The sequence below is a fragment of the Staphylococcus sp. 2S1 genome, from assembly GCF_046721335.1.
In the GTDB taxonomy this organism is placed as follows: Bacteria; Bacillota; Bacilli; order Staphylococcales; family Staphylococcaceae; genus Staphylococcus; species Staphylococcus equorum_A.
This window is the reverse complement of sequence record NZ_JBEUUJ010000003.1, coordinates 538,636-564,318: the sequence shown is the minus strand read 5'-3', so window position 1 is coordinate 564,318 and position 25,683 is coordinate 538,636. Positions and strand designations below refer to the sequence as shown.

At 33.8% G+C, this 25,683-nt stretch carries 24 protein-coding genes, 4 pseudogenes and 1 riboswitch; of the genes and pseudogenes, 17 read left to right on the top strand and 11 right to left on the bottom strand.

Features of this window, described 5'->3' with window-relative positions:
• Window positions 1–115 precede the first annotated feature (115 nt).
• From xylB to ABLV90_RS03065, 9 genes and pseudogenes are all read left to right on the top strand, one after another.
• Window positions 116–1,613 (top strand): annotated as a pseudogene (xylB, locus tag ABLV90_RS03105) (xylulokinase).
• Between the two features lie 164 nt (window positions 1,614–1,777).
• A riboswitch (TPP riboswitch) is annotated at window positions 1,778–1,886 on the top strand.
• A gap of 68 nt (window positions 1,887–1,954) precedes the next feature.
• Window positions 1,955–2,539 carry a thiamine phosphate synthase gene (locus ABLV90_RS03100; protein ID WP_427708192.1) on the top strand — a complete coding sequence of 195 codons (585 nt, stop codon included), beginning with the start codon at window positions 1,955–1,957 and terminating at the stop codon, window positions 2,537–2,539.
• Complete coding sequence (locus ABLV90_RS03095) at window positions 2,532–3,656, top strand: NAD(P)/FAD-dependent oxidoreductase (RefSeq protein ID WP_427705967.1); 1,125 nt, start codon at window positions 2,532–2,534, stop codon at window positions 3,654–3,656. Before ABLV90_RS03100 ends, ABLV90_RS03095 begins: the two co-directional genes overlap by 8 nt.
• Complete coding sequence (gene thiS / locus ABLV90_RS03090; RefSeq protein ID WP_069832732.1) at window positions 3,634–3,834, top strand: sulfur carrier protein ThiS; 201 nt, start codon at window positions 3,634–3,636, stop codon at window positions 3,832–3,834. The genes ABLV90_RS03095 and thiS overlap by 23 nt, the downstream gene beginning before the upstream one ends.
• Window position 3,835: 1 nt before the next feature.
• Complete coding sequence (locus ABLV90_RS03085; RefSeq protein ID WP_427705969.1) at window positions 3,836–4,603, top strand: thiazole synthase; 768 nt, start codon at window positions 3,836–3,838, stop codon at window positions 4,601–4,603.
• A complete protein-coding gene (locus tag ABLV90_RS03080) occupies window positions 4,600–5,601 on the top strand; it encodes a ThiF family adenylyltransferase (RefSeq protein WP_427705971.1) in 1,002 nt (333 codons plus the stop codon). The genes ABLV90_RS03085 and ABLV90_RS03080 overlap by 4 nt, the downstream gene beginning before the upstream one ends.
• Window positions 5,602–5,739: 138 nt before the next feature.
• Entirely contained in the window at window positions 5,740–7,608 is a 1,869-nt protein-coding gene (nrdD, locus tag ABLV90_RS03075; protein WP_427707036.1) for an anaerobic ribonucleoside-triphosphate reductase, read from the top strand.
• Window positions 7,605–8,141 carry an anaerobic ribonucleoside-triphosphate reductase activating protein gene (gene nrdG, locus ABLV90_RS03070; protein ID WP_427708190.1) on the top strand — a complete coding sequence of 179 codons (537 nt, stop codon included), beginning with the start codon at window positions 7,605–7,607 and terminating at the stop codon, window positions 8,139–8,141. The genes nrdD and nrdG overlap by 4 nt, the downstream gene beginning before the upstream one ends.
• 150 nt (window positions 8,142–8,291) lie before the next feature.
• A complete protein-coding gene (locus ABLV90_RS03065; RefSeq protein WP_427705975.1) occupies window positions 8,292–9,275 on the top strand; it encodes a choloylglycine hydrolase family protein in 984 nt (327 codons plus the stop codon).
• Window positions 9,276–9,416: 141 nt separating this feature from the next.
• Here the strand turns inward: ABLV90_RS03065 and ABLV90_RS03060 are convergent, their stop codons facing one another.
• The 4 genes from ABLV90_RS03060 to ABLV90_RS03045 all read right to left on the bottom strand — a co-directional run bounded on the left by ABLV90_RS03060 (window position 9,417) and on the right by ABLV90_RS03045 (window position 12,878).
• Window positions 9,417–9,983, bottom strand: a complete 567-nt coding sequence (locus tag ABLV90_RS03060; RefSeq protein WP_427705977.1) for an NADPH-dependent FMN reductase — start codon at window positions 9,981–9,983, stop codon at window positions 9,417–9,419.
• A 10-nt stretch (window positions 9,984–9,993) separates the two neighbouring features.
• Entirely contained in the window at window positions 9,994–11,055 is a 1,062-nt protein-coding gene (locus ABLV90_RS03055; RefSeq protein ID WP_460872126.1) for an LLM class flavin-dependent oxidoreductase, read from the bottom strand.
• Between the two features lie 13 nt (window positions 11,056–11,068).
• Entirely contained in the window at window positions 11,069–11,995 is a 927-nt protein-coding gene (locus ABLV90_RS03050) for a VOC family protein (protein ID WP_069832729.1), read from the bottom strand.
• 256 nt (window positions 11,996–12,251) lie between these two features.
• Window positions 12,252–12,878 (bottom strand): GntR family transcriptional regulator, encoded by a 627-nt coding sequence (locus tag ABLV90_RS03045; RefSeq protein ID WP_460872125.1) that lies wholly within the window; start codon window positions 12,876–12,878, stop codon window positions 12,252–12,254.
• A 106-nt stretch (window positions 12,879–12,984) separates the two neighbouring features.
• On the opposite strand from ABLV90_RS03045, the gene ABLV90_RS03040 reads away from it, so the two are divergent.
• From ABLV90_RS03040 to ABLV90_RS03020, 5 genes are read left to right on the top strand one after another with little or no spacing between them, the layout of a single operon-like run.
• The gene (locus ABLV90_RS03040) at window positions 12,985–13,545 is read left to right on the top strand and encodes an NAD(P)-binding domain-containing protein (protein ID WP_460872124.1); all 561 of its coding nucleotides are present in this window, start codon (window positions 12,985–12,987) and stop codon (window positions 13,543–13,545) included.
• 43 nt (window positions 13,546–13,588) lie between these two features.
• On the top strand, window positions 13,589–13,861 hold the full coding sequence (locus ABLV90_RS03035) for an NAD-binding protein (RefSeq protein ID WP_460872123.1): 273 nt from the start codon (window positions 13,589–13,591) through the stop codon (window positions 13,859–13,861).
• A gap of 13 nt (window positions 13,862–13,874) precedes the next feature.
• Window positions 13,875–14,687 (top strand): four-carbon acid sugar kinase family protein, encoded by an 813-nt coding sequence (locus ABLV90_RS03030; RefSeq protein ID WP_460872122.1) that lies wholly within the window; start codon window positions 13,875–13,877, stop codon window positions 14,685–14,687.
• Window positions 14,668–15,258 carry a nucleotide-binding domain containing protein gene (locus ABLV90_RS03025; RefSeq protein WP_460872121.1) on the top strand — a complete coding sequence of 197 codons (591 nt, stop codon included), beginning with the start codon at window positions 14,668–14,670 and terminating at the stop codon, window positions 15,256–15,258. Before ABLV90_RS03030 ends, ABLV90_RS03025 begins: the two co-directional genes overlap by 20 nt.
• Window positions 15,259–15,274: 16 nt before the next feature.
• Window positions 15,275–16,636, top strand: a complete 1,362-nt coding sequence (locus ABLV90_RS03020) for a gluconate:H+ symporter (RefSeq protein ID WP_427705985.1) — start codon at window positions 15,275–15,277, stop codon at window positions 16,634–16,636.
• Window positions 16,637–16,711: 75 nt separating this feature from the next.
• On the opposite strand, the gene ABLV90_RS03015 is transcribed toward ABLV90_RS03020, so the two are convergent.
• The 4 genes from ABLV90_RS03015 to ABLV90_RS03000 all read right to left on the bottom strand — a co-directional run bounded on the left by ABLV90_RS03015 (window position 16,712) and on the right by ABLV90_RS03000 (window position 19,767).
• Window positions 16,712–17,389, bottom strand: coding sequence for an ABC transporter ATP-binding protein (locus ABLV90_RS03015; RefSeq protein WP_069818127.1), 678 nt, complete (start codon window positions 17,387–17,389; stop codon window positions 16,712–16,714).
• Window positions 17,390–17,407: 18 nt separating this feature from the next.
• Window positions 17,408–18,457 (bottom strand): ABC transporter permease, encoded by a 1,050-nt coding sequence (locus ABLV90_RS03010; protein ID WP_427705987.1) that lies wholly within the window; start codon window positions 18,455–18,457, stop codon window positions 17,408–17,410.
• Window positions 18,458–18,671: 214 nt separating this feature from the next.
• A complete protein-coding gene (locus ABLV90_RS03005) occupies window positions 18,672–19,100 on the bottom strand; it encodes a pyridoxamine 5'-phosphate oxidase family protein (RefSeq protein ID WP_427705989.1) in 429 nt (142 codons plus the stop codon).
• Window positions 19,101–19,191: 91 nt separating this feature from the next.
• Entirely contained in the window at window positions 19,192–19,767 is a 576-nt protein-coding gene (locus ABLV90_RS03000; protein WP_460872120.1) for a LysE family transporter, read from the bottom strand.
• A gap of 129 nt (window positions 19,768–19,896) precedes the next feature.
• Here ABLV90_RS03000 and ABLV90_RS02995 point away from each other — a divergent pair, with 129 nt between their 5' ends.
• Entirely contained in the window at window positions 19,897–20,445 is a 549-nt protein-coding gene (locus ABLV90_RS02995) for a helix-turn-helix domain-containing protein (protein WP_069818131.1), read from the top strand.
• 97 nt (window positions 20,446–20,542) lie between these two features.
• Here the strand turns inward: ABLV90_RS02995 and ABLV90_RS02990 are convergent.
• The 3 genes and pseudogenes from ABLV90_RS02990 to ABLV90_RS02980 form a co-directional block, all read right to left on the bottom strand.
• Window positions 20,543–22,112, bottom strand: a pseudogene (locus ABLV90_RS02990) (alanine/glycine:cation symporter family protein).
• Between the two features lie 230 nt (window positions 22,113–22,342).
• Window positions 22,343–22,765 carry a DUF2871 domain-containing protein gene (locus ABLV90_RS02985; protein WP_069818133.1) on the bottom strand — a complete coding sequence of 141 codons (423 nt, stop codon included), beginning with the start codon at window positions 22,763–22,765 and terminating at the stop codon, window positions 22,343–22,345.
• Window positions 22,766–22,942: 177 nt separating this feature from the next.
• Window positions 22,943–23,803 (bottom strand): oxidoreductase, encoded by an 861-nt coding sequence (locus ABLV90_RS02980; protein ID WP_427705995.1) that lies wholly within the window; start codon window positions 23,801–23,803, stop codon window positions 22,943–22,945.
• Window positions 23,804–23,884: 81 nt separating this feature from the next.
• Between ABLV90_RS02980 and panB the strand changes: the two are divergent.
• Both panB and panC read left to right on the top strand, forming a co-directional pair.
• Window positions 23,885–24,698 (top strand): annotated as a pseudogene (panB, locus tag ABLV90_RS02975) (3-methyl-2-oxobutanoate hydroxymethyltransferase).
• Window positions 24,695–25,543: pseudogene (panC, locus tag ABLV90_RS02970) on the top strand (pantoate--beta-alanine ligase). The pseudogenes panB and panC overlap by 4 nt, the downstream one beginning before the upstream one ends.
• Window positions 25,544–25,683: the final 140 nt, after the last annotated feature.

Here is a 25,683-nt window from a genome sequence, read left to right as displayed (position 1 = left end):
GTTCCGTTCCCTTTTTTTAGAATTTTGATTTTTTTATCGAACGTGTTATAAATAGGTCGTATATCACATATTACGAAATAAAAATTTAAAATCTATTTATAAAGGACCGATTAAATTGACTGATGCAGTGTTAGGTATCGATATTGGAACAAGCTCCGTTAAAGTAATAGCAGTAAATAGACAAGGTAAAGTTTTACAGAGTGCAAGCGAATCTCTAGATATCATACAGCCACAAAATGGGTTTAATGAGCAACATCCAGAAGCGTGGTTTGAAGCAACTAAACAATGTATTAAGCGATTAATGGTGACAGATGAAGTTAAGTATATGCATATTAGCGGACTATCACTTTCAGGACAAATGCATAGTTTAGTGATATTGGACGATAATGACGAACCACTAAGAAATGCCATTCTTTGGAACGATACAAGGACTACACCGCAATGTGAAGTTATTAAAGAAAAACTAGGTGATTATGTGTTAGATAATCCTGTATTAGAAGGTTTTACACTTACGAAATTATTATGGATAAAGGAAAATGAACCTGAACATTGGCGCAATACTAAAGTATTTTTATTACCTAAGGATTATGTTCGATTCAAATTAACTGGCAAGTTAAATATGGAATATTCAGATGCCTCGAGTACATTATTATTTGATCATAAGTGCAAAGCTTGGGATGAAAATATTGGTAAACAATTTGGTGTTCATAATATTTACCCTGAACTTGTAGCTTCACATAAATTAGTAGGCTATATGGACGACAAGATAGCAAAAGAACTCGGACTAAATGCGCAAGTGGCTGTTATAGCAGGCGGTGGTGATAATGCATGTGGAGCGCTTGGTGCGGGAATGATTAAAACGAATGAAACACTCTGCAGTATTGGCACTTCAGGCGTGGTTTTATCATGTGAAAGTGAAAAACATACGGAATATCGCCGAAATATGCATTACTTTAATCATGCATTAGAAGATATGTCTTATGTTATGGGCGTGACACTTGCCGCAGGAGACAGTTTGCAGTGGTTACGCCGAAATATATTAGGACATTTAAGCTATGATGAAATTATTACTGTGGCAAGCCAATCACAGGTTGGCAGTAATGGATTATTATTCACACCCTATCTATCGGGAGAACGTACGCCACATGGGGACTCCAACATTAGAGGGAGCTTTATAGGTTTAAGCGCCTTACACAGTAGAGGTGACATGGCACGGGCAGTTATTGAAGGTATAACTTTTTCTTTATTCGAGTCGATAAAGTATTTACGCGATTGTGGTAAAGATATTCAACATATCGTGTCTATCGGTGGCGGTGCAAAAAGCGACTTTTGGTTGCAATTACAAGCGGATATATTTAATACTGAAATTAGTAAATTGAAATATGAAGAAGGACCTTGTATGGGTGCGAGCAATCTTGGCTGTATATGGTCTAGGATGGTATGAAAGTATCGAAGCGGCTACAAAGCAATTTATACGTTATGAAAAATCTTTTAAACCAGATAGTGAGAAGCACAAACAATATATGCTGTATTTTGATTTATATCAAAGTGTATACCGACAAACTCAAAGCCTTACAGCTGGTTTACTAAAAATTTCTAAAGCTAAAACATAGTTACAAGTTGAATTATTTAAAAATAAGTAATAGTATCGACTTTAACACTTAGAAATCAACTTAAATTATAATACCACTTGAAATAATCAATGGAATAGGTTAAGTTGTATGTAATAATTCTTCAACACATATTTAATAATTATTATAAAAAATCAAATAGCTTAAATAACCACTGGAAGTGCCTTGCATAAGGCTGAGACCGAAGTAGTAACTTGGGAATTCCTTGAACCTGATCCAGTTTGTACTGGCGTAGGAAAGTGGCGTTATAAACATGCGAATTCGTTAATCCAACGTCATTTTTCTTACCAGAAAAATGACGTTTTTTATTTGGAGTGAAAACATTGTTTATAGCAATTACACAGTATAAGTATTTAAATTCAGTAGACATTAAGCAGTATATCAATATAGCGCAGTTTATAGACTATTTAATTATCAGAACACCAATGGAGACGACTGAATTGATTGATTGGGTTAATTTGCTTAGCCAATCCGGCTTTCCTAAAAGTAAAATAATTATTCATGACAATTTAACTGTATTAACACGATGCAAGTTACGTGCGATTCATTTTAAAGAAAAAGATGAACGCATAGCGGATTTTAAATGTAATCATCCTGACATCCAAGTCAGTATGTCTACACACGACACAAAACATATAGCGCAAGCAGAAGCATTACAGTTAGCTTTTGTCTTATATGGACATATTTTTAAAACCAGTTCTAAACCGAATCAACATCCAAGAACAGAAAATGAAATAAATAAAGCGTTAAAATTCAATATCCCAATTATCGCGTTAGGTGGTATCAATACACAAACTTTAAAAGAGCTACCTAATGGATTCAAAGGCATTGCAGGGATTTCCATTTTTGCGCAACAAAACATAAATGAAATCAAACAGCTGAAGGAGGCTTGGAAGACGTATGTATGATGTCATAATCATTGGCTCCGGTGTAATGGGTATGTCAATCGCAAGAGAATTAAGTAAATCAGATATCAAAATTGCTGTGATAGATCGTGATATACCAGGGAAACATGCTTCATTTAAAGCTGGAGGAATGCTTGGTGCTCAAAATGAATTTACTGAAGACAGTGATTTGTTTCATATAGCGCGAGAGGCTCAAGAAATGTTCGAGCCACTGAGGGATAGTTTGCTAGATGAAGTAGGCCTAGATATTGAATATCTGGATAGTGGTTTAATTAAACTCGCAAGTAGTATTGATGATAACCCAAGTGTTGAAAAGCAATACAAATTTCTGCATCAATACAACCGAGCTGTGGAATTATTGCCCGCAAAGTCACTGAAACAAAGAACGAATGGCAACGTAATATCAGACAATTTATCCGCGATGTATATACCGAATGATAATCAAATCAATGCCAATAAGTACACGAAAGCATTATTAAAATCGTTAGAACAACGAGGCATTCATCGTATTTACAACACAGAAGTTAGTGAAATAACACCATTAAATCCGGGCTATCGTGTGGTAACGCATACAGATGTGTTAACTGCGGAAAAGGTAATGGTCGCCGGAGGAGCTTGGAGTGGGAAATTATTGAGCCACTACATGCCAAACAGTAGTGTTACAGGAGTTAAAGGTGAAGTGTTACTTGTAGAGCATCCCAATCTGTCTTTAGAAACAACGTTATTTACTACAAATGGTTGTTACGTTGTTCCGAAAATGAAAAATCGTTATTTAATTGGAGCTACAAGTTACTTTGATGATTATTCAGTAGGCGTCTCGCAATTAGGGAAAAAATGGTTGTTACAACAGGCTACGACGCATATTCCTAAATTAAGAGCAGGTAAATTAATCAATCAATGGTCAGGCGTTAGACCTTATACCTCAGGTGAAAAACCCATTATGGATGAAGTAGCTAAACATTTATTTATTATTTCAGGACATTATCGCAATGGCATTTTATTATCACCTTACGTTGGAAAATGGATGAGCAATTGGATTCAGTATGATCGTAAGCCGGAACAATTTGCAGATTTTATAATTGAAAGGGGTAAGACCAATGAAGTGCATTATAAATGGTGACAACTTTACTTTTGATAAGACATTAAGTATTCAGGAAGTGATTCAAGAACTAGATTTGGATGAAACACGTATGATTGTGGAACATAATGACCAATTAATTCAGCGAGAACAGTTTTCAAAGCATAAGGTTACGGATGAAGATCGTTTGGAATTATTAGAATTTGTAGGAGGCGGATAACATGTTCAATATAGGAGAATTTAAGTTGAATTCAAGATTATTATTAGGTACAGGGAAATTTGATAGTGAAGCAATACAAACGGAAGCAATCGAGGCTTCCGGGACAGAGGTTTTGACCTTTGCAGTACGTCGAATGAATTTATACGATAAAAATTTACCCAATCCATTAGCGAAAGTAGACTTAACTAAATTCATTACTTTTCCTAATACTGCAGGTGCCAAATCAGCAGAAGAAGCAGTCCGCATAGCTGAAATCGCAAATCATGCAGGTGTCTGTGACATGATTAAAGTAGAAGTTATAGGAGACGATGAAACATTATTGCCCGACCCTTTAGAAACGTATAAAGCTTGTGAAATCTTGTTAGATAAAGGTTATACAGTTTGTCCTTATATTTCTAATGATGTGGTATTAGCAAAACGATTAGAAGATTTAGGTGTGCATGCCATTATGCCACTCGCATCACCGATAGGCACGGGCAGAGGTATTAATAATCCTTTGAATTTACGTTATATTATCGAAAAAGTAAATGTTCCTGTCATAGTTGATGCGGGTATCGGTTCTCCTAAAGATGTCTGTCATGCAATGGAACTCGGTGCAGATGGTATCCTACTTAATACGGCAATATCTAGTGCACAAAATCCAGTGAAAATGGCCGAAGCAATGAAATTAGGTATTAATGCGGGTAGGTTGAGTTATGAAGCGGGAAGAATACCAGTGAAATACACAGCACAAGCTTCGAGTCCTACTGAAGGTATAGGATTCCTATGACACAACGCTATGATCGACAAATGCGTTATGAAGCATTTGGTAAATATGGACAAGCACAATTGCAACAGACACATGTCATGATCATGGGCGCAGGTGCGCTTGGAAGCCAATGTGCAGAGTTGCTAACTCGAATGGGTGTTGGTCAGCTCACCATTATCGATATGGATATTGTAGAACAATCCAATTTACACAGACAGGCTACTTATGTTGAAGCAGATGCCACGCAAATGCTGCCTAAAGTAGAAGCGTTAAAAGTGCATCTTGGACAAATTAATAGTGAAGTTCAAGTACAGGCGTTATATCAAGAGATTACAAATACAAATATTGAAGTATTACTCTGTCAACATCAACCTGACATTGTTCTAGATGGAATGGATCATTTTGCGATTAGATATTTGATTAATGAAGTTTGTCATAAATTAGGTGTGCCATGGATTTATGGTGCAGCTGTAGGCAGTAAGGGCACAGTATATGCTATTGATTATCAGGGGCCATGCTTAAAATGTATGCTTGGTACAACGCCATCTACAGGGGAAAGTTGCGCAATAAATGGTGTGCTTCCTCCAGTAATTCACCAAGTGGCAAGCATGGAAGTCTCAGAGTTATTAAGGTGGCTGTCTGGAAAAGGTTTTTCTAAAAAATTAACAACGATGGATTGCTTTACGATGCAATATAAAACACTCAATATAGATTCATTAAAAAATAGTAACTGCCCTATCTGTAACGAAGGAAATTATGAATATCTCAACATGGCTCAACCAAATTCTATTGAAAAACAGTGCGGTAATGTATTTCTACTGAGATTTACTCCTCAAATATTTAAATATACAGATTTACTTCCAGTGAAAGTTATGAAAAGTAATCATTTCGCTAAAATGATAGCTTATCGAGATTATCAAATAACGCTATTTAAAGACGGCAGAATGAACGTGTATGGTATTGAAAATGAAGACCAAGCAGTAGCATTATATGAAGAATTTCTAAAATGCTTAAAGTGATAAATGAGTTAATGCATTTATTGCAAAAACAAACTAAAGTTCATGAAATGTTTAAAAATATATGACAAATTCGTTAACGTAGATGTTCATATTTGAATCACTATATATAGTGTTATAAATTAAAATAAAACGCAATATATAGTAAAGAGGGATAACGTGAATAAACTTGAAACGAATTTAAAAAATCTTATTACTAAAGATCCTACAGTAGTTAATGAAAATGCCAATAAAGATAGTTCTACTTTTTCAACAATGAGAGATTTAACAGCGGGGGTCGTTTCTAAATCATATGCACTGGACTATTTACTTCCAAAGCATGTGGCTGAAGCACATAAACAGGGAGATATTCATTTTCATGATCTAGATTATCATCCTTTTCAACCGCTAACGAATTGTTGCTTAATTGATGCTGAAAGTATGCTAGAAGATGGTTTTCAAATAGGTAACGCAACAGTGACTTCACCGAAATCGATTCAAACAGCATCTGCGCAGTTAGTACAGATTATTGCGAATGTATCGAGTAGTCAGTATGGTGGTTGCACGATTGATAGAGTAGATGAATTGTTAAGTAAGTACGCTCAATTTAATGAGCAAAAACACCGCAAAGTTGCAGAAAAATTTGTGCATGCGGCGGATATTGATACATATGTGGATAATCAAGTGACACAAGATATAGGTGATGCTATTGAGAGCTTAGAGTATGAAATAAATACTTTATATACATCTAATGGACAGACACCGTTTGTAACACTTGGTTTTGGACTCGGTTTAGATAAATATAGCCGTAAAATTCAGCAAGCAATTTTTCAAACGCGTATTAAAGGCTTAGGTAAAGACCGCATTACCGCAATTTTTCCTAAATTAGTATTTTCCATTAAAAAAGGCGTGAATTTCAGCGAATCAGATCCTAATTATGACATTAAACAACTTGCTTTAAAATGTTCTACAAAGCGTATGTACCCAGATATTTTAAATTATGATAAAACTGTTGAATTACTAGGTGATTTCAAAGCGCCGATGGGATGTCGTTCATTTTTACCAGCATGGAAAAATGAAGCAGGTGAATATGAAAATAATGGTAGATGTAATCTTGGAGTAGTAACACTCAATGTACCACGTATTGCATTAGAATCTGATGGTGATATAGAACTATTTTGGAAATTATTCCATGAACGTATGAATATCATGCATGATGCGTTAGTGTATCGTTTAGAGCGAATAGCAGAAGCAACACCTGATAATGCTCCTATTTTATATAAAAATGGCGCATTTAAGCATCGCTTAACAGACAATGATAATGTGATGGACCTATTTAAAGGTCAACGTGCAACATTATCTATGGGTTATATCGGTTTATATGAAGCGGCTACAGTATTCTTTGGTCCGAATTGGGAAAGTAAATCCAAAGGTAAAGCATTTACGTTAGCTATTTTAAAAGCTATGAAAATTTATCAACTGCGTTGGACAGAAAAATACGATGTGTGGTTCAGCATCTATAGTACACCGAGCGAATCTTTAACAGATAGATTTTGCAGATTAGATCGAGAAAAATTTGGGGATGTTGCTGATATTACAGATAAAGGTTACTACCAAAATTCATTCCATTATGATGTACGTAAAGACATTACACCATTTAAGAAAATTGATTTTGAAAAAGATTATCCTGTATATGCAAGCGGTGGGTATATTCACTATTGCGAATATCCAAAGCTCAATCATAATTTGAAAGCTTTGGAAGCGGTGTGGGATTATTCCTATGACAAGGTGAGTTATCTAGGGACGAATATTCCTATAGACCATTGTCGTAAATGTGATTTTAAAGGAGATTTCAAAACAACGGCTAAAGGTTATCAATGCCCTGAATGTGGTAATGATGACCCAACAACTGTAGATGTCGTTAAACGAACTTGCGGTTATTTAGGCAATCCTGTACAACGGCCGACAATTGAAGGTCGACATAAAGAAATGTGTGCACGCGTTAAGCACTTGAAAGATACGACATTATGAAAATCTTAGAAATCACTAAGGGACAAGGTTATATTGCCAAAATAGAAGCGCAGAGTTTTGTTGATGGCGAAGGGGTGAGATGCAGTATGTATGTTTCTGGTTGTCCTTTTGCCTGTGAAAATTGCTATAACAAAGCTGCTCAAAATTTTAGATACGGAGAGCGTTTTAATGACTCGATTTTAGAAGAAATTATGAATTATTGCGAACCAGATTATATTTCAGGTTTAAGCATTTTAGGTGGCGAACCTTTCTGTAATGTAGATATTACTTTAAAATGTGCCCAAGTATTGAGGCAACGTTTTGGTAATTCCAAATCGTTATGGGTATGGACAGGATTTTTATATGAATATTTAGTTCAAGATACTGCTGAGAGAAGGGCATTACTTGAGCTCATTGATGTATTAGTAGATGGGCCTTTTATCAATCATTTGTTTCAACCGAACTTACCTTATAAAGGTTCATTAAATCAACGCATTATTGATGTACCAACTTCATTGAGCACAGGCAAACGATGCGAATATATTACGAATTAAAAAAGAACTTAGTTTTTAATATTTTAACTCGGTTACGCAAGCGAATTAGTATTAATATAGTAAGAAGTTTCCTAATATGGAGAGGAACAAGAAACTGAATGTAATCACTATAGATAGAGATTGAGCATAGCGTAAAGGAGTAGATTATGAATGTGTACAGGATTTTCATTCTTATCAAAAAGTAACCAGGCGATTTTAGGACGTACAATGGATTTTGTTTATCATTTGGACGGACAACCCGCAGTACAACCACGTCATTTTTATTGGGAATCGCGTGTTGGATATAAAGGTGAGACGTTGTATGGTTTTATCGGAGCAGGCAGTGATATGGCAGGCTTTGTATTTGGAGACGGCGTGAATGAACACGGCGTGGGTGCTTCCGTACAGTACTTTAGAGGTTATGCATCGTATGCTTCTGAAGTACGAGAAGGCTTTATAAATATTAGCCAAAATGAAATTATTACATGGATACTTGGCTATAATAAAGATATTGAGGATTTAATCGAAAATGCTAAATCAGTCAATGTAGTAGCGCATGTAGTAAACGAAATTGCAGAAGTTCCACCACTGCATTACCACATTTCTGATGATACAGGCAGATCTGTCGAACTTACCTTTCAAGATGGTCGTGTCATCATAAATGAAAATCCAATCGGTGTATTAACGAATAACCCAGATTTAAATTGGCACTATGAAAATTTAAGAAATTATACAAATATTACGCCTCATAAACCACAGGAAAGTACATTTATGGGGCAACCGCTAAAATCCTTAGGAAATGAAGGGGGCACTTATGGGTTGCCAGGTGGCTATACAGCACCAGAGCGATTCGTGCGTACTGCATTTTTTAAAAATTATCTTATAAACAGTGACAAACCTGAGTATGATGTATTAGATGCTTTCAAATTATTAGATGGCATTAGTATTCCTAAAGGTGCTGTGCTTGATGAAAATGGAGAATTGCATTATACCCTTTACCAAACTGTGTTCAATTTAACAACACGCACAATGTATGTTAAATGGTACGATACAAACCAAATAACTGAATTGCAATTAACTGAAGACCTCATCACAAAAAAAGATATTACAGTTTTTGAAACAGCTAAAGGTTTAGTTACCAATAAATTGAATTAATAACACATTGATTATAATGATGAAAGATTAAAAAATACGGAGAGACGATGATATTTATCGTTTCTCCGTATTTTTATAAAAACACAACAATTTTATAATTAAAAATTAGCGTACTTAAGTTTAATTCGTGAAATTCACACATTAAAAGTCATACTGGTCATTTTCTTCTTCTATTATTTGTGAATACACTTTGGCGACGCGTAATGTTGATGTTGCTAATTCATCTATTCTAAATAAGATATCATCATTTACAATCGTACCTTGTGAGAAATCACGTTCTTCTATAAAGACATAAGTTTGAATAATGTGTGCCTTCATATAACCTAATATTGGTTTTAATTGTGTTTCAGGAATTAAATAATGCTTAGGCGAACCGGCCGTGGCTATGATTCCGATAACTTTATCTCTAAAAGCGTTAACAGGAAGTAGATCAAATACGTTTTTTAAAGTGCCAGGAATGGAAGCTTGGAATATTGGGAAACCAATAAAAATAATATCGGCTTGCATTAAGGCAGTAGTGAATTCTAAAGTATCGCCTGAATAATCTAAATAATTGCGACCATCACTAAATGACAAATTCAAATTTTTTAAATCAAAGAATTGAATTTCATGTTCTTCATATTGATGAGAAATTGCTTCGTTTAAATATGTCATAGCTGTACTTGTTTTTGAACCGACAGTTGAACCGGATAGAATTACGATCTTCATACTAAGTCACCTACTTTTTCAGATGTTTTTTGACTCCAGGTATAATTTCATTACCGATAAGTTCGATATTTTTCATGATTTTATCGAAAGGTACACCACCAAAATCAATTTGGGCCATAAACCTTTGATGATTATATAGTTCATGTTGGTAAAGTATTTTTTCAATGATTTGCTGAGGGCTTCCTACCATTAGAGCATCTCTATAATCAGGTGTATTTGCAAATTGTTGTTTTGGATAACCAGTACCTCTTATAAACGACATACCGACATTAATATGAGGGTAAAATTCACGTAAAGCTGCTTGGGTTGTATCAGCAGTATAGAATAAACTTGCTGTAGAAACAGGTAATGCTTCTGCAGAATTGTCAAAGCCATATTCTTTGGCAGTTAAACGGTATTCGTCTATAGCATTTTTAAATGCCATTGCCGGACCACCTAAAGTTGTAATCATCATTGGAATACCTTGACGACCAGCCTTGATGGCACTAGCAGCAGGGCCACCTACCGCTCTCCAAATGGGTAACACATTATCAACAGGCCTTGGATAAATTTCTATGTTATTTAAGTCAGGTCTGAACTTACCAGACCAAGTAATTTTATTTGTTTTATTAAGCTCTAAAAGTAAATTTAATTTCTCTTCATAAAGTTCGTCGTAGTCATTTAAATCTAAACCAAATAAATCAAATATACCAGTGCGTGATGCTCTTCCCGCTACGATTTCTGCGCGACCGTGAGAAATAAGGTCTAGTGTTGCAAAGTCTTCAAAAACTCTAACTGGATCAGCAAGACTAATAATAGAGGATGAACTAGAGATTTTAATCGTATTTGTTGCTTGTGCGATTGCACCTAAAATAACAGTGTGTGCTTGTGTAGTAAAATGTTCTTGATGGCTTTCACCAACGCCGAAAACATTGATACCTGCTTGTTCAGCTAATTGACTCGCTTCGATTAATTCTTGTATACGTTTTTCAGAACTTACTTTTTCACCTTTATGAGGATTAAGTAAGTGGTCTCCAAGTGAATAAAGACCAAATTCTAATGGGGTGTTTTCATTCATTTTTAATTTAGCCATATCGTATCATCCTTTATAAATCATGTAGTTTAGACTCTATTTCTGTTCTTTGGTTTTCCATAAAATCTGGCAAATTGAGTTGTTTTCCTAGGTTTTCAATATCTGTATCAACCGTGAATCCAGGTGAGGCAGTTGCAAATTCATACATAATACTATTATGTCGATAATAAAGAGATTTGAAAAAGTAGCGGTCTATAATACCACTATTATTTCCTGGGTTATGATTGATTGTATTTAATACGGCTTCTAAATTTGAATCTTTTGGTGTGTTCACGGCGATATGATGTACATATCCTTGACCAGGACGCGCACGTTCCCCTTGTTGTTCAATAACTACAAAATCAGTATACAAACCTTCTTGATCTAATGTCATAACTGTTTCGTCAGTGTCTTGACGAAGTGCGTAATTTAATTCGTTTTTTAAAAAATCGATGGTTGGTTGAGCTTTACGTACTCTAAGCTCAACGGGTCCCATACCTAATATTTGATGTTGTACAGGAACATCCGTATAAGGATTTTTTCTCCAAGTTGTGGGGATTTTATAATCATCGTTAACAAGCAATACGATTTCTAGATTATCGACATCTTTAAATAATAGTGCCGGCTGATTTAAATATGTCATATCAGTTGTCGTAATATTAGCATCTGTGAGACGTGACTTGAAATAAGATAGTGCGGCTTCATTTGGAACAAGTAGTGATAAACGATGTATAGAATTTGTACCAGGACGATTCTTACCTACATTTGGAATTTCAAAAAAACTTAGTAACGTACCGACAGAGCCAATTTCATCACCGAAAAATAAGTGATACATAGTTGGATTATCTTGGTTCACAGATTTTTCAACCAAGCGTAATCCTAATATTTGAGTGTAGAAGTCTTTGTTTATTTGAGCATCTTTTGTATACATTGAAATGTGATGATGACCGACAATATTCATATGTGTACCCCCGCATTATGATAATTTCTAGTTTTAATACTCATTACCTATTTAAAAGAAAATAAACCGATGTAGTATAAAAAGTATACTAGTTATCTATAATATATGTCGAAAGTGGAAAAAAAGCAATAACTGTGAACTATTATAAGTATACATAGTTTTCATTTAGTTATATTAGTTCTAGAAATCTATAATTAGTCGAAATAAAAATAGGCATGGATACATTGAATTACTATGTATCTATGCCTATTTGATGTTATTCAGTTTTTTTAAAATCTAAATAATAGAGACTGAATTCTAAATCATTTTTAAGATGTGTTTCTAATAATTCAACAGCTAAATCTATGTCTCTGTTAAATAGTGCCGCAACAATTTCCTTATGTTCTTCGATTAATCCAGGACGGCGTTGATTAATCACAGTTTGACTAAATAGATAGATAAAACTTTTATATTTTTGATACGTATCGAGTATAAATTGATTATTTGTAGCCGCAATAATCTTTTGATGGAACTTGTCATTCGTTTCAATAATTTGAGATTCAGATTCTTTATCGATATTTATTTCGGCATACTTATTTAATTCTTCTAAATCTTCTTTTGTGTATACTACTGTCGCTTTTCTTAATGCATAGGTTTCTAATAAAATACGCATTTCAAAAATTTGTCTATATTCTTCACTTGTTGGCATGAAAATATAAGAGTTTTTAATAAAATATTCTAATTCTAGTTGTTTCAAAGCCTCGCGTATAGGTGTTCTGCTTACATCATACTTCTTAGCAAGTTTAGCTTCTGTAATCTTTTCATCTTTTTTTAATTCACCAGAAATAATATCATTTCTAATCTTTTGATAAACAGTTAATTCATTAGTGTTCAATTTCTTCACCTCATTATAATAAGTGTACTATAAATAATTCTTTGAATAAATGTATACATTTTAACCGTTCTAGTATACAATAATGTTTGTAAACGTTTTCAGGAGGGTGTAATTTATGAAAATAGGATTTATTGGTCTCGGTATAATGGGAAAACCAATGGTTAAGCATTACTTGAAAGAGAATGTAACGGTTCTCGTTAATGATTTAAATAAAGAAGCAGAAGCAGAAGTTATTAATGAGGGGGCACAAGCAGTATCTGTAAAACAAATGGCTCAAGAAGTAGATCACATTATTACTTCATTACCTAATGGTGAAATTGTAAAAGCAGTTTTATATAGTGGAAAAGATGCAATTTTAAATCAGTCAGATATTAGTGTTCAGACAGTTGTTGATACAAGTTCGTTAACGCCAAATGAGTCGTTAGAGATAAGTAAAGTTTTGAAAGAAAAGCAAATTAAATATATAGACGCACCTGTAAGTGGCGGTGAGCCATTAGCAATTACTGGTGAACTCTCAGTCATGATTGGTTGTGATGAATCAGATTTAGAAATCGTTCAGAGCGTTCTAAAACCAATTGCAAAATCTGTGATAAGAGTCGGTGATGTTGGTGCGGGAAGTGTTGTTAAATTAGCGAATCAAATTATAGTAAATACAAATATCGCAAGCACTTTCTGAAGCAGTTGTACTTGCGAAAAAATTTGATATTGACTTAGAAAGTATGCATGAGGCAATTAAAGGCGGCCTTGCAGGTTCAAATGTTATGGAAGCAAAATTTCCTAAGATGATTGAAGAAGATTATCAACCTGGTGGCACACTTAATATAAACCTGAAAGATATGAAGAATGTAAGTTCGACAGCAGATACAGTTGGACTTACATTACCTTTAGCAAACCAAGTCAAAGAAATATATAAATCAGAAGTAGCCCAAGGGAATGGCGCAAATGATCATTCTGGTATTATAAAATATTTTGAAAAAATTAATAATATATAAATGAGGTGAGAAAGTGCTAACTGAAGATATAATTAACCAAAAAAACAATGACGAGATTGATAAGCAGTTAGATGACTTTAAATATAAAATCATAGTTTTGGATGATGATCCAACTGGTACACAAACAGTTAAAGACTTACCTGTGTATACAGATTGGTCGGAAGATTTAATTGAAGATGGATTTAAGCAAGAGAATCATATGTTTTATATATTAACTAATTCTAGAGCATTGAATGAACAAGAAACGACAAAATTGCATCAGGAGATTAGTCGAAATATAGAATTGGTTTCTCGACGTTTAGACTACCCGTTTATTGTAATTAGTAGGGGTGATTCCACTCTAAGAGGTCACTTTTACCTAGAACCTAAGGTCTTAAGTGAAGCTTCAGAACAAGCATTTGATGCGGTGTTTTATTTACCGGAATTTTTTGAAGGTGAGAGGTATACATATAACGGCGTCCATTATCTTAAAGAAGATGGGAGATATACCCCTGTTTCTGAAAGTGAATTTGCCAATGATACTACATTTGGTTTTGAATCCCAAACGATGGCAGATTTTATAGAAGAGAAGAGTTCTGGTGACGTTAAAGCTGAAAATGTACACCACATTACACTATCTCAAATAAGAGAAAGAAATAAGGAAAGTATATTACAAACATTTCACGAAGTATCAAACTTTGATGCAGTAGTGGTAGATGCATTGAATGATGAAGATATGGATTATTTTGTCTCTTGTTTAACTGCATTTTTAGCGAATGATGATAAGAAATTTATGTTTAGAACAGCAACTGTCCTTTGTGAAATCGATGTGTCAGACTCCAGGTGAAATCATTAACCTAAATCAATTTAGTAATAATAACCATGGTGGTTTGATTATCGTTGGATCACATGTGAAGAAAACATCATTACAATTACATCATTTACTAAATAATACGCATATCAATCCAATTGAATTTGATGTTAAGTCAGTTACTAAAGCAGATTTAAACATATATATAGATAAAAGAATTCAAGAAGTAGAAGATTTAATTAAAAATAGTAAAGATGTGGTTGTGTATACTTCTAGAGATGTTATAAAAACTGAAGATTTAACAAATAATTTAGGGATTTCTACAAACATTTCAAATGCTTTGGTAGAAATTGTAAGGGGCTTAAGCATAAAACCAAAGTTTATTATTGCAAAAGGCGGAATAACTTCTAGTGATGTTGCAACTAAAGGCTTGGAAATTAAAAAAGCACAAGTAATTGGGCAAATAACACAGGGCGTACCTGTGTGGATGACTGGTGAAGAAGCAAAATATTCTAATATGCCTTATGTTATTTTCCCGGGAAATATTGGTAGTACTAATACGTTAACCAATGTATACAAAATGAACAGTAGTATAAAAGAGAATTAGAAGGTAGGGAGATAAAATGATGGGAGAAATGTGGCCATTAATTGCTGTAGTAATAGGGGTACTTATATTATTAATGTTAATTATTTGGCTTAAATTAAATACATTTATTGCATTAATCATTACTTCAATGGTAACAGGTATATTGCTAGGTATGCCTTTAGACACGATTGTCACAACTATTGAAAAAGGTATGGGCGATACTTTAGGGCATATTGCCATTATCTTTGGTCTAGGGTCCATTTTAGGAAAACTGTTATCTGACGGTGGTGGTGCAACACGTATTGCGGACACACTTATAAACGTTTTTGGTGAAAAATATGTGACATGGGCTATGATTATTGCTTCATTTATTATTGGTATTTCATTATTTTTAGAAGTAGCATTTGTATTATTAATTCCATTAGTATTTACATTAGCAAAAAGAATGGAAATCTCAAATTTAAAAGTCGGATTACCAATGGCAACATCAATTGCTATAACACATGGATTTTTACCACCTCATCCAGGTCCTGTAGCGATTTCTGAAGCTGTTAATGCAAATATTGGTTATGTGTTAATGTATGGAATTATTATTGGAATTCCATTAGCAATTATTGTTGGCGGAACATTTCCTATAATTGCACATAAGCTGACACCAGAAGCTTTTAAAAGAGAAGGAAATCAAGTAGCAGTTGGAGAAATGAAGGAATACGATCAAGATCAATTACCTAGTTTTGGTATTAGTCTACTAACAGCACTTGCGCCAGTTATATTGATGTTATTGGCGACAGTGGTACAACTCATTACGGGTAATGATGATGGTAATGCCAAAGGATTTGAAGGTTTTATTTACTTTATTGGTACTTCTGTAACTGCAATGCTTATCGCTGTGTTGTTTGCGATATATACAATGGGAATTAGACGTAATCAAACAATGAAGGAAATTATGGACACTGTTTCTAACGCAATTACACCAATTGCTATGTTAATACTTATCATTGGTGGTGGTGGGACGTTCAAACAAATATTAATTGATGGTGGCGTTGGTGACACTATATCAGAAATATTTAAAGGCACAGAAATGTCACCAATCGTTCTTGCATGGCTAGCTGCTGCTTTATTACGTACAGCATTAGGCTCCACGACAGTAGCAGCGATATCTTCAGTAGGAATTGTATTACCTTTATTACAAACTGCAGATGTGAATATCTCTTTAGTAGTATTAGCAATTGGAGCAGGGAGTATTTTCTGTTCACATGTTAATGATGCAGGTTTCTGGATGTTCAAAGAATACTTTGGCTTAACTATGAAAGAAACATTTTTAACATGGACACTACTAGAGTCTATATTATCTGTGGTAGGTCTTATTTTAATATTAATCACAAATTTAATTATATGATTTTAATTATTAATTAAAATAAAAATATCCCTTCATAAATATGCACTTAAATGTGAATACTATGAAGGGATTTTATTATGCTTTGTTGTCCTGAGTGAGCGTAAGCATACCATCTTCCATGTGATATACACTATCACAATACTCAGTTAGTCGTTCATCATGCGTAACAACGATGCAAGTTTTGTTTTGTTCCATCGTTTGTTCTTTTAAAATTTTCATTACTTCCATTGCATTGTTCGTGTCTAATGAAGCGGTTGGTTCGTCAGCTAAAATAATTGATGGTTTTGTATAAAGTGCTTTAGCAATCGCAACGCGTTGCTTTTGTCCGCCAGATATTTCACTTGGGAGTTTATTCTCAAGCACCGCAATATCAAGTTGCTTAACAAGTTGGTTATAACTTGCTTCGTCTAGCACATCTTTTTTCTGTTTTTGTAGTAACTTAAATTGCTGTTTTACATTTAGAAATGGCACAAGATTCGTAGCTTGAAGAATAAAACCGATTTCTTGCATCCTCGTTTTGGCTAATTCTTTCAGCGAAAGTTGAGATACTTGTTTATCATTGATGATAATTTCACCAGATGTGGGCGTCTGTAATGCGCCGGCCATTGTTAGGAATGTACTTTTTCCAGAACCAGAGGGTCCGATAATGGCAATCAGTTCATTTTTATTAAATTTCAAAGATGTAGGTTTTACAGCTTCAATTGTTTGATTCCCATCTTTAAAGCTTTTAGTGACGTTTTTAAATTCTAGCATTTATTTATACACTCCTATTTATCCTATTGCCTTGAGTGGATCTACTTTTCTAATCGTCAATATCGAGAAGAGGCTACCTAATAGAGAAACTATGATAAGGACGACGCCGTATACTAATAACGTAGTAACATCAAATTTAACTGGGACCACACTTGGTAAAAAGGCACCAGTAAGTAAAGTTAGCGCAAGACCAATCACTGTACCAATCATCGCAATGATGAACGTTTGTGATAATACAACTTTTGCTAAATATCCATTTGTGAAACCTTGTGCTTTTAACACACCGAATAAATTAGTTTTTTGTAACGTAATGACATATAAAAAGATGCCAATCACTGTTGCAGAAATAATAAATAAGAATGTAATCATAAAGTTTAACGTTAAGTTTTGAGCTTGATAACCTGGTAAGTTTTCAACGAAACTTTCAATTTCTATAGCTTCTAAATCACTATTTAAATCTTGTTTATTCCAATCTTTATCTCTGACCACGACCGCATTGGTTTTATCTTCATTTAATGAAGGATTAATTTTTTGTATTGTACTATTATTAGAAAACAGCACTGGAGAGGCATTGTATTTAGCACTTTCACTAAAGCCTACAATTTTCAATTTTTCATCTGATTGTGATAACGATAATTTATCTCCTATTTTAAATCCTTTATCTTTTAGAGTTTCATCGGCTACTACTTCATTGTCAGATTTAACTTTTTTGCCTTCTATCATATCAGGTACTAGGAAAGAATCAGAAGTGACACCAAATAGTAAGGCATTTTCTTCTGCATTACCATTAGAAGCGATAACACCTGTCTGTTTTAAAGTCGTTTGTTTATCATATGTATTTCCGACATCATCTTTATTGAACGAAGACTGCTCTACAGTTTCATTTGCATCTTTATTTAATACAATAGCATCGGCTTGCCATTTATCGATACCTTCCCTATTCATATTCATCAGTCCGCTTGCTAAGCCAGATAAAAGGAAGAGTAGGTAACTAATCATAATTAAGACACCGATAATCAAGCTGAATTTCAACTTGTTACGTTTAATTTCATTCCATGCTAAAAACATAAATTACCTCCTATATGTAAATTGTCACTAGATTTATATAAATTAAAAAATTCATTTTCAACTTATTTTATAAAGCTTACTTCTATAATAACCTATTTAAATATAGAATGTATTCATTTTCTATGTGAAAAAGACAGTGTATCTTGAATCGTAGATTATTTAACGAAAGACAAAACACTTGTATAAGTTATTACTTATACAAGTGTTTTGAAAATTAACCTTCAAAATTTATAGTTTGTGGTTCGTCTAATGTTTTATCATTCATTATCTTAAGAGATTTTGGATGAGCTTTAACTACACATAGTTCTGGGTCAGTTTTGTTATCGAAAAATGATTTGTCTTGGTTTTTCCATAACCAATCAATTGTTTCTTGATCTTGAACAATTGATAATGTGGCATCAATTTCTAGAAAACTACGATTATTTGTATCATCGTAACCAATTAAAATATGTGCACGTGGGTTTGACTCAATTTCTTCAATTTTTATTGAGTTAACATTTGTTTTTGTATAAAGCGTGTTACCGTCATTATAAAAAATCATATATCTACTGTTAGGTATATGATTATATGCGGTAGATAACACCCCGACACGTGATGTGTTGAGTATTTCGTTAATCTTGTTAGTTAAATTAGTATTATCCATATATGAATCACCTCTATATATTTTATTCCCTAATAGTGAGAATTAAAAAGTAAATTCAAAGGAAATTTAATAAAGTTCAATTTGATAATAATCATTCTAAAATCATCATAAATGCTAAAACTACAAGACATGCAGACATACTAACTTTATAGATGAATTCATATTTTAATAGAATTTTTTTAAAACAAAGGCCCATAACGGCCCAGGCGACTGCACCTGAAACACCGATAAGTGCAATGATAATTGTATAACTCAGTGTAGCAAGAAAACTTATATTTTGAGTAGTGACATAGGTCACGATAGCAGTAAGTACATAAACGATTGTTTTAGGATTCATATATTGAAGAAGCAAACCATCTCTCATACGATACGTATTGCTTTGTTGAGCGTCTTTACTATCATGTTTAAATACAGAATAAGCAAGATACAATAAGTAAATAAATCCCACTATTTTAATTACAAATATAAAACTTGAAAAGTAAGCGACCATATATTCACTAAATAACAAGCAAAACATGGAAAGCGTTAAAAAACCTAATCCAATACCAATTAAGAATTTCGCAGTGCCTTTAAGACCTAATTTTAAAACGCCGTCTAATGCTAATAAATTGTTAGGGCCAGGGGTATAACTCATAAAAAACGTATAAAAAATAAATGATATAAACAAATTGCATTCTCCCTTCATTATCCTGTATTATGGAAATATAATCACAAAACTTCCGCTCAATAGGATATTTCCTTTTAAAAGGATTTTATATCCATTGAACAGGAAAGTCAATATAAAAGGGGTCAAATAATGGAATTTCATAAAATAGTAGCTAAGAATATTTACTTATATAGAAAGAAAAATAAGATTAGCTTGGACAAATTATCAAAACTCACAGGGGTGAGCACATCTTCATTAAATGAAATTGAAAAAGGTAATACGATTCCTTCAATAAATACCGTTTGGAAAATTAGTAATGGTTTAAAATTATCGTTTAGTAGTTTAATGAATGAGGCAGAGTCAGATTATACACAGTTAAAAAAAGAAGATGTTGTACCTGTGACTGAAGATGAGGGAAAATATCGTGTTTATCCATATTTCCCATTTGAAAAGAGTAAGTCCTTTGAATTCTTTTATGTAGAGCTCGATCCAGGAGCAACATTAGATGCAGAACCCCATTTATCCGGTTCAGAGGAATCGATTATTGTAATTGATGGGCAATTAGAAATGCATTTAGAACATGAAACGCTTCATTTAGGCGAAGGCGATGCCTTGAGGTTCAAATCAGACATCTCTCATAGTTATATTAATAATGGAGAAAATATGACTCTAATATCTATGGTTATTGACTATCAATAAATTAAAACCCATGTTCCTCGATGTAGTTGAGGGCATGGGTTTTGTTATATAATTCATACTATAAAATAAGTTTATAAAGTTTTGCTCTGAATATTTATTATTCTTGTTTATGAGCATCTTCATTATTTTTTTCTCTGTTAAACCAAAAATATGCATTAGGAGCATCTTGTTGAGTGGGTTTATAAACAGCCAAGCCGCCAGAGCCTTTCGATTTTTTCTGATTTTCAAAATCTTTTAAAGCACGAAAGGCGGGTTTACATAAAATCCATATAGCTATAATATTTAGCCATGCCATCATACCAACACCTACATCGCCCATGGCCCACGCAAGCATCAGCGGTTTTAATAGTGCCGTATGCAGTGGCAAAAATAAGTAGGAAACGAGTCAATGTAATATAAAAATTTGATTTTTTAGTACTCATATTTCTAGTGAGATACGCAATATTTGTTTCAGTAATGTACGAATAAGCTAATATGGTAGTAAATGCAAAGAAAAACAATGCAATAGCTATAAAATAAGAGCCGAACCCAGCAAAATTTGGATCAAATTGGTAGCTATCACCTTGAAATGCTTTATCGATACCAGATTGTACATACATGGCAGTCCCAGAAAAATCTTTAGAGCCATCTGCATTCAATACATAAACACCATTATCTTCAATTAAATTAGGCTGTCCCTGTGTATTCTCTGTGCCATCTGTTGTATTATAAGTTCCTGAAATTAAAATAATTAATGCGGTAGCTGTACAGACGAAAATAGTATCTATATAAGCTGAGAAAGCTTGTACAAGCCCTTGTTTTGCTGGGTGAGATACTTCTGTCGCTGAAGCTGCATGGGGCCCTGTCCCTTGACCTGCTTCATTTGAATATAATCCACGTTTTACACCAATTTCAATCATTGCGCCAATAATGCCACCAAAAGTAGATTGCAACCCTAGTGCAGATTTAAAAATAAGTGCGAACAATGCAGGAACTTCTTCAATATTTAAAAAAATTACAATAACAGCTAATAAAATGTAAGCTATAGCCATAAAAGGGACAATTGCTGTTGCCATACTGGCAATGCGTTTAATTCCACCAAAAATGATAAGCGATAGTAATATTACGAGAAAAATAGTGACTGCCCATTTTGGAACGCTAAAAGCACTATGTAATGAAGTTGCAATTGCATTGGACTGTACGCCTGGCATTAAAAGTCCGATTGAAATAATAGTCACTATGGCAAATATCAACGCAAATATTTTTCCGAACTTTCCTCCAATACCATTTTCAATGTAATAAGCAGGGCCGCCTCTGTATTCCCCATTTTCCTTTTGTTTATATATTTGTCCCAATGTAGACTCTACAAATGCAGTGCTTGCGCCTAGTAAAGCTGTCACCCACATCCAGAAGACTGCACCGGGGCCGCCAATAAATATGGCTGCTGACACACCAACGATATTCCCTGTGCCAACTCTGCCCGCTAAAGATAATGAAATAGCTTGAAAACTAGAGATACCTTGTGGAGATTTTTCTCCTTTGAATAATAAACGTATCATTTCTTTAAATTGTCTCACTTGTGCGAAGCGAGTAATAAGTGAAAATATCAGTCCTGTTATTAATAAACCAAAAACTAACGGAGGACTCCATATAATTTTATCTAAGAAATCAATGAATTCTGTAATCAAATTAATTCTCCTAACATAAAATGGATTTTATACTGACTTATGTAAGCGCTTGCTCGCAATTGTACACGTCTGAAATCTGTGAGCAAGAGTGTCAATTAATTCATTAACATTTTAATGAATTAAAATATGGAATTAATTTTTAATAATTTTATATATGGAGGGAATTGAAAAAATACAAAAAAATCTGTTCAAGTTTCTATTATTGAGACTTGAACAGATTTTTTGTTATGCTATTTTCTTTTTTCTGCAGTGGCGTTAATTCTTTTGTTTAATAACACAAAGAATAATATGAATGCGATAGAAATAAAGATGTGACCTAAACCAGCAATGCCCGCGATTGCAGGACTTACACTGAATCCTTTGATAGTAGCAATACCATTCACAAATTGCATTGCTACAGTTACTAATACGCCTAAGTGGAAAATATAAAAGAAACTATTAAATAATTTACTATTACGAGTCAATTTAAGTTGATGTTCGATAACCATGAAAATCAAGAACATAATTGTACCTAAAACTAATAAATGTGTGTGCGTTACATTTAATTGCGAATAATCGCTGAAATTTTCTCCTTTTGACATTTCTCTATAAAACAAACCACTAAGTAATCCTAATAAAGTATAAAAGGCAGAGCTGAACATTAATTTTTTCATTTTTTCTTCCTCCAAATTGTTAATAACTATAATATAAAGTGATTTTATGAACTGTTTATGAACAGCATAAAAATAAATTAACAGTTTATAGCAATATGAAAGAAAAGCATGATAACGAATGAAATATAAATTTTAATATTGGCATATCAAGTAGAATAAATTTTAAAAAATAACATATTAATATTTTTGTTGTGCCAATAATAGTGGATAAATAGTATCGAGTACAGGTGTAACCAATTGATGTTCTCTTGCTTTTTTGAATAGAAAGCCTTGGATGCCCGCTATTTCTAATGGATTAGCTGAGATGATGTCATAATACATACTTGTGCCCATTTGATTGGGATAACCTTTGTAAATTGTCATAATATCATCGACAATGTCATCATCAAAGTACACATTTTCAGCTTGTGCAATGGCTACACCTTCAACTAATAGTTGCTTGCAAAGGTGTTTGATACCCGGAACTTGAAGTACTTCGGCAGTACGACGACTTAATGCAGTGACACTATTAATGGCTAAATTAACAAGCAGTTTATACCAAATGGCATAATCAATATCGTTTGTGAGTTCAACTTCTAAAGAAGAGCCCGCTACAATATCACGGAATGCACGCGTTTCTGGACAATCTTCTAAAATGAGTTTGTGATCACGATAATGCGTTACGGTAGAATCAGATTTTTGTCCGCTAATATAAACAACAGCTTGAAATACGTGAGGATGTTCAAAGCGTGACAACTGACCGTGCCCATTTTGAGCGAGTATAATAATGGTTTGCTCATGGATTAAATGTTCCATTTCTCTTAATACATCATCAAGTTGAGGTATTTTAACAGCAATAATTAAAACATCAACTGGGTTTTGATCAGTTATTAATGGCGTAACCTGTAAAGTGCGTTCATGTTCAGTATTATTATTGGCATAGTAGGTGAGCGTTTGAGGTCGGCGACCGAGTAAGCGTAAATCAGGATGTGTTGCTAAAAGATCAATTGCAATCGTGCTACCTACTGCGCCAGGTCCAATTATTGCAATTTTGTTCATGTTTTTAATTTCCTTTTCTAAGTAGATTGGTTAGTATATGGATAACAATACAAATATAACAAACTGCGGAGATGATTTTAATTGAAAACATTAAATCAGTTAATAGATATGAAACAGAGTAACGATAAGATATCAATGGTGACAGCATATGATTATCCTAGTGCGAAGCAAGTTGAAGCAAGCACAGATAGATACAATATTAGTTGGTGATTCATTAGGGATGACGGTCTTAGGTTATGACAGCACAGTACAAGTAACAGTAGACGATATGATTCATCATGCCAAAGCTGTACGACGAGGTGCGCCAGACACATTTGTAATTGTAGATGTGCCTTTTGGTGCGGTAGGTGTAAACGAACAGTCGGATTTAGAAACAGCTGTAAAGTTATATCAACAAACTCAAGCGAATGCGATTAAGGCTGAAGGTGCGCATTTAACTCAATATATTGAAAGTTGTAGCAATATGGGTATCCCAGTTGTTTCACATCTTGGGTTAACACCCCAAAGTGTTGGTATAACAGGGTATAAAATGCAGGCAAATACCAAAGAAGCAGCGCAACAACTTATAAATGATGCGTATGCTGTACAACAAGCAGGTGCTGTTATGTTAGTGTTAGAAGCTATTCCAAGCGATTTAGCTGCTAAAATCACTGAAAATTTAGATATCCCAGTTATTGGAATTGGCGCTGGTAAAGGCACAGATGGACAAGTATTGGTGTATCACGATTTACTAAATTATGAAGTGAATCATCAAGCGAAATTTGTTAAACAATATGGTGATTTTCAAAAAGGTGTTCAAGCATTATCTCAATATGATACTGAAGTTAAGTCACAACAATTTCCGAGTGATGCGTACACTTACAAAAAGCAGGTCATGAATGAGGTGTCTGAATGACTGAGTTAATTACTACTATAGAAGAAATGACTGAGATGTCTAAGCAATGGAGAAAATCAAATAAATCAGTGGGCTTTGTACCTACGATGGGCGCCTTACATGAGGGCCATTTAAAAATGATGTCACAATCTATTTCTGAAAATGATATGACAGTTATTAGTGTATTTGTAAATCCACTGCAATTTGGGCCTGATGAAGATTTAGATGCGTATCCTCGAGACATTGAAAGTGACACAGCAAAAGCGACTGTCAGTAGGCGTAGATTATATTTTTTATCCGAGTGAAAAAGAAATGTATCCGGAACAACCTACAATTGAAGTGAAGGCTGGACGTCTAGCGTCAGTATTAGAAGGCGCACAGCGTCCGGGTCATTTTGACGGCGTAGTGACAGTAGTAAATAAACTGTTCAATATTATACAACCACAGCGTGCTTATTTTGGAAAAAAGATGCACAGCAGTTAGCTATAGTGGAAAAAATGGTTGAAGACTTTAATCATGCAATTGATATTGTAGGCGTAGACATTGTTCGTGAAGCGGATGGTCTAGCTAAAAGTTCACGTAATATTTATTTAACACCAGATGAAAGAGCAGAAGCGCCTCACCTCTATAAAAGTTTGCAGTTAGCACAATCATTATATAATCAAGGTGAACGCAACAGTTTGAAAATCATTGAAGCTACCCGTGATTATATACAACAATATACGAGCGGGGATATCGAAACAGTAGCAATTTATAGCTATCCTCAACTTGTCGAGCAACATGAAATTACAGATAGAATTTTTATATCGTCGGCAGTCAAATTTAGCCAGGCACGTCTAATAGATAATATTATTATCGGTGATTAATTTGTCTTAATGTATTTACATGTTTAGTGAACAATTCAGTTAGATACAATATTCTCTCAATATACAATTTACATTTTCTTAGTGTTGATTTATCATATATAGAGAGAGATATTTATCGAGAAAACGATTATATGATAATT